Consider the following 12,358-nt stretch of genomic DNA (forward strand, 5'->3'; position numbering starts at 1 on the left):
ACCATTGACCTTTAACCTTAAACCTATTTAGATTCTAATTTTCTTTTCGCATACTTATAGGATTGATAGCCACCGTCCAAATTATATACCTCATAATTATTCTGCAAGAGTATCCTTGATACAAGATATGAATTTAGCCCCTGATCACAGTATACTACAATTTTTTTGTCCTTTGGTATCTCTGATAATCTATCCCTTACTTCATTAACCGGTATATTTAGCGCCCCTTCAATAATACCATTTTCTTCTGCTGCATTCTTATCTCTCACATCAATTACAAGAATATTTTTTTCATCAATATCCATTGAAATAAAATCATTAGCATCTATTGATTTAACAAGATTATTAACAATATTTTCAGCTACGAAACCCAACATGTTAACCGGGTCCTTAGCAGAGGAATAAGGCGGTGCATAACAAAGATCAAGTTCCTTAAGAGTATACACAGATAATCTACCTTTAATTGCAGTAGCAATTACATCGATTCTTTTTTCTACACCTGTTTTACCCACAGCTTGAGCCCCATAAATCGTACCATCCTCAGGATCAAAAAGAAGTTTAAGTGACATTTTATTTGCACCTGGATAATATTTAACCTGGTTAAAAGGGTGAATATGAACAGTTCTATAGTTTTTGTTAAGTTCTTTAAGCTGTTTTTCATTTGCACCAGTTGAGGCAGCAGTTAGCTCAAATACTTTAATGACTGAAGTACCAAGGGTACTTTTTACTTTGTCCGTGTCACCATAAATATTGTTTGCAACCCCTCTCCCCTGCCTGTTAGCAGGTCCTGCCAGGGGTATAACTGCAGGTTCTGTATTTACATTTTCTTCAACTTCTACAGCATCGCCGACAGCATAAATACTAGGGTCACTAGTCTGCATGTATTCATCTACTTTGATTGAGTTTTTGACCCCCGCTTCTAGATTAGCATCAAGGGCAAATTTACTTTCAGGTACAACTCCTACAGACATTACAATCATATCCGTTTTAATTTCAGTGTTGCTATTAAGAATTAGAGTTTTACCATCTTCTCCTACTTCTTTTAGTGCATCACCCAAAATTAGCTTTATACCCTTTTCCTCTAAATGTTCTTCTACTATGGATGCCATCTCAAAATCTAAGTTAGGCAATACTTGAGGTAACATTTCTACAAGATAAACATCCAAACCTTTTTCTTTTAGGTTTTCGGCAATCTCTATTCCGATAAATCCTCCACCTACAACTACAGCTTTTTTAGCATTGTTATTTTTTAAATAATCCTTTATCTTGTCAGAGTCAGAGATAGTTTTCAAGGCAAACACGTTATTAGCTTTATCTAAGCCAGGAATTGGCGGCATAATAGGTTTTGAACCAGGCGACAAAACAATATAATCATAAGATTCTCTGTACGTTTCATCTGTTTCTAAATTTTTTAAAGTTAATTCTTTTTTGTCCCTATCTATAGATACAGCTTCAGTCTTTATTCTTACGTCCAGATTAAACCGCTTTTGCATGTTTTCTGCACTTTGAACCAGAAGATCCTCCCTATTTGAAATCACATCTCCAACATAATATGGCAAACCACAATTAGCAAAAGAAACATGTTCTCCTTTTTCGATGAGTAAAATTTCTGCGTTTTCATCTAATCTCCTTAATCTTGCTGCAGTACTTGCACCTCCTGCAACACCACCTACAATAATTACCTTTTTGTTACTCATGTTTAACCCCTCCTCTATTCTAATTGAAGTACTAATTCAAGATGTTATATACCCCCCAGGGGTATTATAAGATTATGTTATCATTCTATTATACTTTTGTCAAATCAAGGTTATATCAAGGTTATATCTAGTATCATAGTTTATGAAGGTTTAATTATATTTGGGATGGTCTAAATGCTAAGTCTAGAGCATTTTGGGAACGAATATGTTTTAGCGGGAGGCATAATAGGGTTTTCCCATTGAAGGGAAAACCCGGGGTGGCTGTTGGGGTAAGCGGAACAGGAAAATCTAGTTGCACGGTAGGCGGATATATAGAATAGCTGAGGCTGGACAAAAACTACTTGATAAGATTAGTATATACTAATTTCGAATAGAAGCTCCGGGTATTCCTTCAAGAGCATCAGTCATTATTACATTGTTTTATATTTTCACTCTCTTCAAGCTGTTTGGCCTGTTCTTTGTACAACAGGTTAGATCTAACCTTAATTTTTACCCTATCAATTATAATCGCAAGAAAAATCAAAGCACCTTTGGCAGCTTCAACAAGGGTCACCTCCACTCCAAGAAGGTTAAGTGAGTTTGAAAACATACCAAGCAAAAGTGCTCCACCTAACATTCCAATAGCAGTGCCTTTGCCCCCATGAAGACTTGCGCCACCAAGAATAGCACCCGCAAAAGATAAAAGTACATTGCCATCACCCATAGAATTAGTAACAGAACCCTGTCTACCTGCTGTCATTATACCAGCTATAGCTGCTAACACCCCAGCTACAGCATAGCCATACATTACCATCTTAGTCGTATTTATCCCCGAAATATAACTTGCCTTTGGGTTCCCACCTGTTGCTAAATACCTTCTTCCAATTGTAGTATATTGAAGCACCACGTGAAAAATTAAATATGTAACTAGCATCAAAACTACTGCAAAAGGAATATTGCCTGCAATCCTAGCACTTCCCGCAAACCTATATACATCAGAAAGGGGATATATCGAAAAAGGTACCAAAAATAATACTACCCCTCTTAAGATTATCATTGTTGAAAGAGTTTGTAACAAAGGATTCACTTTTATCTTAGAGATAAAATACCCGTTAAACATACCTACTAGAAAGCCTATTATTAGAGTTAAGATCAAAGTCAGCACAGGGTGAAGCCCAAAAGGAAGCCACCTAACCGCAAAAAGCATTGCCATCCCCGGCGCAAAAGCAAGAGTTGATTCTAATGATAGGTCAAGATTACCACTCATAAGTATTAGACCCTGCCCAAGGACAAGCATACTCATTATTGATGAATGATAAAGGATATTAACTAAATTCCCATAGGTTGCAAACTGCGGCGTGATAAACATATTAATAAGAAAAAAGCCTAACAATATTACCCAGATAAGATTGTCAAGCAAAAATAGTTGAGCTCTAAGTGTTCTAGACATTAACTTTTCCTGGTTACTAAAATATGCACAAATCTAAACATTGTGCCCTGAAACCACCGCCGCCGAACCAAGAAAAGGCGACTTACCGCAGAGATTTTCACTCTGTTTCGCCAGTATAGGGTCATCTATCTAAAGTAGAAGACAGACCAGCGACTCCCTGTTAGGGACGGCAGATGCGATAGGCCTTTCCTTCCCATGGTATTAACCTATCGCAGGAAAAGAACTTTAGTAACTCAGGATTTTCACCTCCTGCCTTTTTAGTTTATGATCGCTCAGATTAAATTCCAAAAACTTATTTGCCATGTTCCACAATGTCCAGAGATGATAATGTTTAAAGTTATCTATCTTTTGGATAATATCTTTTAAATATTTTATCTTGTTGGATTCTTCCTTTGATCCAATAAGATTTTGTAAATATGGTTTTAGTTCTTGTAATTTTTGAATTAGCTTCACTGGGAGCTTTTCTCTGTAGCCAAGACCCCTGCGGCCAATTACCAAGGCTGCAGCCTGGTGAACTGAGAGGACCCTGGATTTTATGAAGTTACCCTGTTTTGTCATAATGGTAACGGCTGTACGGTCAATATTTACGTCTATCCCGGCTATGAGTTGAGCACTAATTGGATGTTTTGGTTTTAAGTTACCTTTTTTAGTTTTGTCACCCCTTGAGTAGAGCTGGTTAGTTCGAAGGTCTTTCCATTCCTGGTTTGTTATATGGCCTTTTGTTCTTGCACAGAAGTTTTTCTTGCCACCAAAGATGGCTGGTGGGATAGTGTGATTATCTATATGATTTTCAAGTTCTGTTTGCTTTTGTTCTAGTTTTTTTACTCTAAACTCTAGTCCTTCTAGGCAGGTTTTTAAGTCAACTTTTCGGGGTGTTTTTTTGCCGGTTTTGTAAGTTTCGATTTTCCGCCGGGTTTTTATTAACTTGGCTTTGGTTTCTTCTAGATACAAAACCAAAAGCTCTTTTTGGCTCTGTATGATAGTTTTTGCCTGAAGGGTAGCATCTTCTGAGTAGCGTTTGTTTAGGCGAAAAACCCGCTGAAGTAATTTGTTTGTCTCGTTTTGATCTAAGCCATTTAGTAACCTGTTATAGCTGTAGCGTTTTGCTGCACAGAATTCCCTCATTAAATTATCTAGCTTAACCTTGAACTGCGGTGATATGTTTTTAAGTTTGAGCATCCTGGTGGTTTTCATATTTTGTAGCCTCCAATTTTATTATGGCGGTTATTGTTTGCGAACTGATGTTCTGGCTATATTATACTGTTTTTTCGCAGGATAATCAACTTAAATACAGAAATATTTAGTTTTTTCTAAAATTGTGCAGAAATTTTTAGGCTGTTTTCAACCTCCTCCTTTGTTTTCACGTTTTTTGCCCTGTATTGCTATATAAATATTTTCCTCATCAAATTCATCTTTAGTAAACTCGTCAATCAATCTGCCCTCATGCAAAATTAAAATCCTATCACACACTACCATTAGATCCTCCACTCCTGGTGCAGTAAGTATAATTCCAGCATCAGCTGACAACTCATCCTTAATTATTCTCAAGATACTCTCCTTAGCTCCAACATCTACCCCTTTTGTAGGTTCATCCAATAGGTAAACAAGCGGTTCATTTGACAATATCTTACCTACTACCACCTTTTGTTTATTACCACCGCTCAAATTCTCTATCTCCTCTTCAGGAGAAGCAACTTTTATTTCAAGAAGATCAATTAAATCCTGGACCTGTTTGTCCTCTTTTTTCTTACTTACAAATAATTTGCCAGCAATTTTGTGAAAAGCGTTCAAAACAAGGTTTTTGCGCACACTTAACACTTTTATTATACCTTCCTCTTCCCTATCTTCAGGTAGATAAACCACACCGTTACGAAAAGCCTCATAAGGTGTTTTAAATAAAGTTTTATTCCCTAAAATTTCAATCTCACCACTATCTGACGGGTCTATTCCGGAGGCAGCCTTCATTATTTCTGTCCTTCCACTACCCCTAAGCCCTGCAATCCCAACTATCTCATTTCGCCTTAATTCAAGATCTATATCCTGAAAACAATCTAGTTTATTAAAGTCCTTTATTTTCATAATCACTTCTTTTTCTTCTCTAGTAGGAGAAACCTCTTTTTCTGTAAATTCCTTTTCTTTTTTTATTTGGTCAATATTATTTTTCTTTTCACCAATTATCAAATGGGAAAACTTTTCTTCATCAAGATCACAGCAGTTTTCAACCCCTGCAATCATCCCATCTCTTAATACAGTGACTCTGTCGCAGATATCAAGTATTTCCGATGTAATATGGGAGATAAATAAAATACATTTGCCCAAGTTTTTATTTTTATTTATTATTTCGAACAAAAAACTAATATCCTCACGAGTTAGTGATGAGGTGGCCTCATCAAGAATTATAATCTCAGGCTCCTCCACATAAAAGGCTTTAACAATCAGAAGCAACTGCTGTTCACTAGGGGATAGGTCCCCTCCTGTAACCCTAACATTAATATTAAGGCCAGCTGTATCAATTATTTCTTCTGCTTTCTCGAAAAGGTTTTGCCAGTTAAGTATTCTGCCTTTAGAAGCATACTCAGGCAAGAATAGATTCTCTGCCACAGTTATATCCTCAATAATATTAGGTTCCTGAGGAACTATGGAAATATTTGCTTCTCTGGCTACTTCCCTAGATAAAGAACTGTAATTCTTATCTTTTATTACTATCTCACCATCAGTAGGTTCTATAATACCAGACATAATATTTACGAGGGTTGATTTTCCGGCACCATTTTTCCCTATTATCCCGTGAACTTCGCCTTTCTTTGCTTCAAAATTCACATTGTTTAAGGCAATAGTGCCCGGGTAAAATTTTGAAAGTTTATTTATCCTGAGGATTTTTTCGCTGTTATTGCTGCCCAAGCTTTTCACCCCTCTACTTTAACTCGAATTTAAACACCACCAACAATATCCTATTATTCATAAGAGTCAAAAAATCCTTCATCCATATAATAAAATATCCTTTTAAAACTTTCTTTTAAATATAGGACTTTAGAATCAAGGGAATTATACGGATTTAAAGAATATTTTGTCGTTGTATTGTCAAAGCATATTGTCATAATATTATTATTTTATAGAAAAATCATACACAAAAAAGGGGTTGAAGCCACATTGACTGGATTTTTTAACATCAAAAACAAAATAATGTTAAGTGTAATCTGTTCAGTTATAATATGTACCATTATTCTTGGATTCTTTTTAATCCAAAGAAGCGATAATTTTATTGAACAACAAGCTATGGAAGATGTACAAGCTGATTTGAATTCTTTTGAAACAGCTTTGGATCAAGAACACTCTATTTTAGAAACAATTTTCCAAACTTTACGTAGAGATGACGAAATAATTGAAGGTTTAGCAGAAGATGATACTAGAAACATAGCCATTATCTCTTCTGCATTACTCACGGATTTAAGAGGCAGTTATGACGTGACTCATTTTAGTTTTTATAATTCGGACCTAGAGCCCTTACATCATACTGAAGGGGACGACCCAGTTCTAGAGGAGACAGAAACTTTAAGAACTTCCTCTGCTCAAAATATGAGAGTTGAACAGGGATTTTATGCAAGGGAAGACGGGTTATACCTGGCAACAACAGGCCCTGTAAGAGATAGCGGTGGAAGTATGGTTGGCGTGATAGAGCTAGGAAAGTATATAGATAATCAGGATCTTGATATTATTTCAGAAAATATGGAATCTGAGTTAACAATTTTCATGGATAATGAACAAATCACTACCACACTACAAGATGAAGAGGGAGAAAGAACCATAGGAACAACTTTAGAACAGGAAGATATTATTGATCTTGTTTTGAACGAAGGAGAAGTTTGGACTGGAAGACAGCAGCAGTTACTTAATGATCAAGTGGGTTATTTTTCTGCTTACGGGCCTTTATCAGGACCTGATGGTGATACTATCGGAATGCTATTTGCCGGCATGCCTACAGCGGAAGCCGATAATTTAATGTTTGATAATATAACAACAGCTGCTCTTATAGGAGTTATAGTATCAATCGTAGCTGCCATTGCTGCATTTATTATATCTAAGAAAATTTCATCACCGATAATAGAATTAAGCAGTGCTGCCGAAAGGGTTGCAGAAGGCGACCTAAATGTGGAATTAGATGACAAATATACAAAAGACGAAGCAGGAAATCTAAAACGAGCTTTTAAATTAATGGTTAATAACTTAAATGAAATGATCCATAAAGTAAAAGACACCTCAACAAATATCTCTTCTTCTGCAGAAGAACTAAGCGCAACTACTGAAGAAATCACCAGCGGCATAAATGAGCTTTCGAGCTCAGGAGAGAAGTTAGCAGAAAGCGCTAACAAACAAAAGCAGAGTATCAATAACATAACAAGCGCTACAGAAGAAACTTCTGCTTCAATAGAAGAGATGTCAGCTACATTTGAGCAGGTTACAGCTTCGGCAAATGAAACCAGTGAAATGGCCAAAAGAGGACAAAAGGAAATGGAAAATGCTGTAAGACAAATGGAAGAAATAAGCAATGCTACTGGGAATGCTTATGAGAACATTGAACAGCTAAAAGATTATTCAAGTGAAATTGAACAAATTATCGAAATGATAAGCGATATCTCTGAGCAGACCAACCTGCTTGCCCTAAACGCAGCTATTGAAGCTGCAAGAGCAGGTGAGCACGGTCAAGGGTTTAGCGTTGTTGCAGATGAGGTCAGAAAACTTGCAGAAGAATCTAGAGATTCAAGCGAAAAAATATCAGGTTTGATAAGCAAAGTCAGAGCACAAACCACAGAAGCAGCAAGTGCAATGGAACAAAATACCAATAAGGTCAAAGAAGGTATGGAAGTTATCAAAAATGGCGCTAGCTCTTTTGAACAAATAACAAATTCAATAAATGAAGTTGCGGAGCAGATGGACAATACCACAAAAACAGCAGAAGAAGTTAGCAAGTCTGGAGAGCAAATAGCCAATTCAATTAAAGAGATTGAGGAGAGCACATCCGAAGTTGCCAATTCTTCAGAACTTGTATCAAACGGTATAGACCAACAATCTTCAGCTACCGATGAAGTAGCAAAATCGGCAGAGAATCTTGCTAACATAGGAGAAGACCTGCAGAATTTAATAGAGAAATTTAAGGTTTAAAAGTTCCACGATTGATTCAGCTGCAAAAAGTCTATTCACATATGTAAGTGTTTTTTATTGATACATCTAAGATTCGTCCGCAGTCGAAATAAGGTCTAACGACCTCCTGGTCATTAGACCTTATTTCTTATTTCGACTGATTTCTCATCAAGATGTATTGCAATTAAAAACAAAACTTTGCTCATATGACTTTTTGCAGTAGAATCACAGTTTAATTTCACAAAAAAGTTAAATCATTGTAATATATCTTGAAACTTTATCTCACTATTTGGCTCTAACACTACAAAATCGCTATCATAAGGACCTGTAAGAAGCTTCTTAAAATATTCTAAAGTTCCAGGTAAGATAAAATGTTCAAGCTTTAGAGCTTTTGCAATCTGTTTAGTCGTTTTTGAAAAGTCTTCAATATCATCAATCCCTGTATCAACAATGCCTAATCTACTATAATTTTTAAGCATCATCTCATATATCCTATCAGCTTTTTCTTCACCATATTTTTCTACTGTTTGAGAGTACTCATACCAGATATTTTTTTCATTATCTAACCATCCTCTAGTCAAAAAATATGTTCCACCAGAGTCACTAACCTCTTTTCTTTTGTCATCAGAACCTAACAGCAAAGTTATACAGTCTTCCACACCAGGTAATATTAATTCAAAGTTTCTAGACTTAAGACCAAGAACAGAATTGCCACAAAACCCAAAAGCAAGTAGTACCCTCTCAACGTTATTATTCTCATTATCAAGCTTATCTAGCTCTTCTTGTAATCTGCTCTTTAGAAATTCGGGTGTATTGTGAAGACCCGATTCCACCCAAATAATTTCATAATCAACTTCAGTCTCTTCTATAGAAGCCTCTAGTTCTTTTTTCAGGGTTTCACATGCAACTAGTACTGTATTATTCACTATTTATCAACTCCAAAAAAGCGGTATAACTACCTACCTCATCATTTTTTCAAAAGCCACAGCCAAATTTGGGTCAAATTGGGTTCCTGCACATGCTTTGATCTCATCAAGAGCCTCATCTTTAGACATTCTCTTTTTGTAAGATCTCCCATTTGTCATCACATCATACGCATCGATGATAGCTATTATTCTCGCCAAGTAAGGTATTTCTTCACCTTTTAAACCATATGGATAGCCCTTACCATCCCAGCGTTCATGATGACTCAAAATTTCCTCTGATATATATATTAAACTTTCAGAAGTTCTGGCAATTCTTTGTCCTGTCTCTGGATGTTCTTTTATTTTCTCCCATTCATCCTTTGTTAATTTTCCTGGTTTTTTCAATACTTCCTCAGATATAACTACCTTTCCGATGTCGTGCATTGTTGCTAACAACGATAGCTTATCAAGATCTTCTGCACAAAGATCCAGTACTTCCCCAAATTTAAAACTAAGCTCTGTCATCCTCCAGGCATGCTCTTCTGTTTCATCGCTTTTTTCTTTAAGAGTCCCCAATAGCGCCGAAATTATATTACTCCTAGCACTATTAGACTCTGTAAGTTTGTTCTGATACATACGATCTTCTGCTCTCTTAAAAGCATCCTCAAGAAGTTCATAAGTATTTCTTTTAGTTGCCGATCCAAGGGCTATCCTTACAGGCAGAGATTCAACCTGGAAATTCTCGCTTTCTTTTTTTATTCTTGTAAGAATTTCTTTTGCTTCTTCTTTATCTGTCTGGGGCAAAAATATAACAAACTCATCACCTCCCCAACGGACAATTATATCATCCTTGCGACAAGTTTTTTTCAATATCTCTCCGGCGCGTACTAAAAGCTCGTCTCCAACTTTGTGTCCATAGGTATCATTTACAAGCTTTAGACCGTTAACATCTGCCATAATAACACTTATAGGCAAATTTCTATTAACGTCAAGGCGCTTCTTTTCTTCTTCCAAAAAAGAACGATTATAAAGCCCTGTTAAATCGTCATGATAACTTAAATAAAGCAATTTTTCTTCTACTTTTTTTCTTTCAGATATATTTCTAGAAGTTACAACAAACCACTTCTCATAAGGCAAATCGGAATAGCGAATAGATATTTCAATAGGGAAAACATTACCGTCTTTTCTACAATGATAAGTTTCAAAAGTTACATCAGAATATTTCATTGACTGATAAAACTTTTCCTTCAATTCTTCATTGGAAATCTTTGATTTTATATCAAAAGGAGTTAATTCTAAAAGCTCATTCTTTGAATACCCAAGTTCAATACAGGCAGTTTTATTTACATCCAAAAGTTTAAAAGAGGGATAGTCAATAATAAATATATTATCTGCAGAACTATCTAAAGCATTTCTAAATCTTATTAAAGACTTCTCCGTTTTTTTCCGCTCTGTAATATCTATAAATGTCGCAACTATAGTAATAAGACTATGTTCTTTACTTTTTTCATCAGTATAGATAAGACTAGCAGAAAGATTAACTTCCATCATCTGACCATCTTTTCTTTTGATAGCCAGATCTCCACTCCAACTGCCTTCTCTAAAAAGATTTTCAATTATATTTTTAGCTTTTTCCTCTTCATGCCAATAATCTGACAATATAGTTCCAAGTACTTCATCCTCATCCTCATAGCCAAGCAGCTCCAAAAATGAAGGGTTAACATACGTGATCTTTCCTTCTGTATTGACAAGAGCAACAGCATTAATAGATGATTCTATAGCTTGTCCTTTGATATCTAGCTCCTTTTGTATATGCTGTTTTTGTTCGGCGACCTTCTTTCCGGTAATATTTTCATGAACAATTACAACTTTTCGTTTAGAAGATGAAATTGATCCAATATAAGGTGTAACACGCCCCACAAACCACCGTTCCGTATCAGGAGAGTGACAGGAATATTCTAATTCAAAGAAATCAATTTCACCATTAATCACAGCTCTAACGCCTCTGGCAAATTGACTAGCACTATCCATTTCATCGCCTTCTACCCTATCACAAACATCAATGTAATTAACTCCAGGACCTACTTTTTCGGGGTTAATACCATTGTCTTTAGCAAACTGTTCCCACGACTTATTGACTTCTTCTATGTAACCTTTTTCATCCAAAAGACAAATATTTGCGTTTAAAGAGTTAAGAATAGCCTGCATTTTATTATTTCTATTGCTCATACAAATCACCAATTAATATTCTATCACATATTGACATAATTTTGAATGAAAAAACCGGCAATTGATATCAGATTGCCGGTGATCAACACTTATTACTTATTAAATCCTTTACATATTACAATTTATCCCTATATTTATTTATCCTTAAATTCTGGTTTTCTTTTCTCCATAAAAGCTTTCATACCTTCTGTTTTGTCCTCTGAAGAAAAACACACTCCAAGGGCACTGCTTTCTATAACCGTACCAGACTCAATCGTTTCCTCATAAGCACTATTAATTGTTTCTTTGGCAAGTGACATTGCAACCATACTCTTTGATGCAATCTTCTTAGCCATTTTAGTCGCAGTCTCCATCAATTCATCTTTACCAACAACTTTATTAACTAGATTTAACTCTTTTGCCTCTTCTGCCCCAATAATATCCCCTGTGTAAATCAGTTCTTTTGCCTTAGCCATGCCAATTAGTTTAGGCATTCTTAAACAACCTCCAAAACCAGGGAAAATTCCAAGGGTAATCTCAGGAAGTCCCATCTGGGCATCTTCTGATGCTATCCTTATATCAGTAGCAAGGGCAAGCTCCGTACCCCCGCCCAGGGCATAACCGTTTATTGCCGCTATCACAGGTTTTTTAAGGTCCTCTATAAAATTCATTATCTCATGCCCATATAGAGAAAACTTCTTGCCTTCAGAAGCATCCATATCTTTCATAGCCTTGATATCCGCTCCACCTACAAATGCTTTGTCACCAGCACCAGTGATAATCACACATTTAATACTATCCTCATCTTTTATTTTCTTGAAGTTTTCATAAAGCTCATTCATAACATCAGCATTCAAGGCATTCATTGCCTCCGGGCGATTGATTGTCAAAAGTGCAATACTATCCTCAATTGTTTCTCTAAGAACCAGACTCTCTGACATTTTAAAATTCCTCCCTTTAATTTTTTATTAATATTTCAA

General features: G+C 35.9%; 8 protein-coding genes. 1 reads left to right on the forward strand and 7 read right to left on the reverse strand.

The annotated features are described in order from the left end of the window. Positions 1-23: 23 nt before the first annotated feature. The 4 genes from ACONDI_RS09660 to ACONDI_RS09675 form a co-directional block, all read right to left on the reverse strand. Positions 24-1,697, reverse strand: coding sequence for an FAD-dependent oxidoreductase (locus tag ACONDI_RS09660; protein ID WP_241078335.1), 1,674 nt, complete (start codon positions 1,695-1,697; stop codon positions 24-26). A 400-nt stretch (positions 1,698-2,097) separates the two neighbouring features. Next, positions 2,098-3,126: an ABC transporter permease gene (locus tag ACONDI_RS09665; RefSeq protein WP_241078336.1), complete on the reverse strand. Its 1,029-nt coding sequence runs from the start codon at positions 3,124-3,126 to the stop codon at positions 2,098-2,100. A gap of 225 nt (positions 3,127-3,351) precedes the next feature. Continuing rightward, on the reverse strand, positions 3,352-4,320 hold the full coding sequence (locus ACONDI_RS09670; protein WP_241078337.1) for a hypothetical protein: 969 nt from the start codon (positions 4,318-4,320) through the stop codon (positions 3,352-3,354). 147 nt (positions 4,321-4,467) lie between these two features. Next, positions 4,468-6,027 (reverse strand): sugar ABC transporter ATP-binding protein, encoded by a 1,560-nt coding sequence (locus ACONDI_RS09675; protein WP_241078338.1) that lies wholly within the window; start codon positions 6,025-6,027, stop codon positions 4,468-4,470. 249 nt (positions 6,028-6,276) lie between these two features. On the opposite strand from ACONDI_RS09675, the gene ACONDI_RS09680 reads away from it, so the two are divergent. After that, positions 6,277-8,286 (forward strand): methyl-accepting chemotaxis protein, encoded by a 2,010-nt coding sequence (locus ACONDI_RS09680; RefSeq protein WP_241078339.1) that lies wholly within the window; start codon positions 6,277-6,279, stop codon positions 8,284-8,286. Positions 8,287-8,519: 233 nt separating this feature from the next. Here ACONDI_RS09680 and ACONDI_RS09685 read toward each other — a convergent pair whose 3' ends face one another. The 3 genes from ACONDI_RS09685 to ACONDI_RS09695 form a co-directional block, all read right to left on the reverse strand. After that, positions 8,520-9,191: a DUF1638 domain-containing protein gene (locus ACONDI_RS09685; protein WP_241078340.1), complete on the reverse strand. Its 672-nt coding sequence runs from the start codon at positions 9,189-9,191 to the stop codon at positions 8,520-8,522. 33 nt (positions 9,192-9,224) lie between these two features. Further along, positions 9,225-11,399 (reverse strand): sensor domain-containing diguanylate cyclase/phosphohydrolase, encoded by a 2,175-nt coding sequence (locus ACONDI_RS09690; RefSeq protein ID WP_241078341.1) that lies wholly within the window; start codon positions 11,397-11,399, stop codon positions 9,225-9,227. A gap of 134 nt (positions 11,400-11,533) precedes the next feature. Beyond that, complete coding sequence (locus ACONDI_RS09695) at positions 11,534-12,319, reverse strand: enoyl-CoA hydratase-related protein (protein WP_241078342.1); 786 nt, start codon at positions 12,317-12,319, stop codon at positions 11,534-11,536. Positions 12,320-12,358: the final 39 nt, after the last annotated feature.

The sequence above is a fragment of the Natranaerofaba carboxydovora genome, from assembly GCF_022539405.1.
GTDB classification, from domain to species: Bacteria; Bacillota; Natranaerobiia; order Natranaerobiales; family Natranaerofabaceae; genus Natranaerofaba; species Natranaerofaba carboxydovora.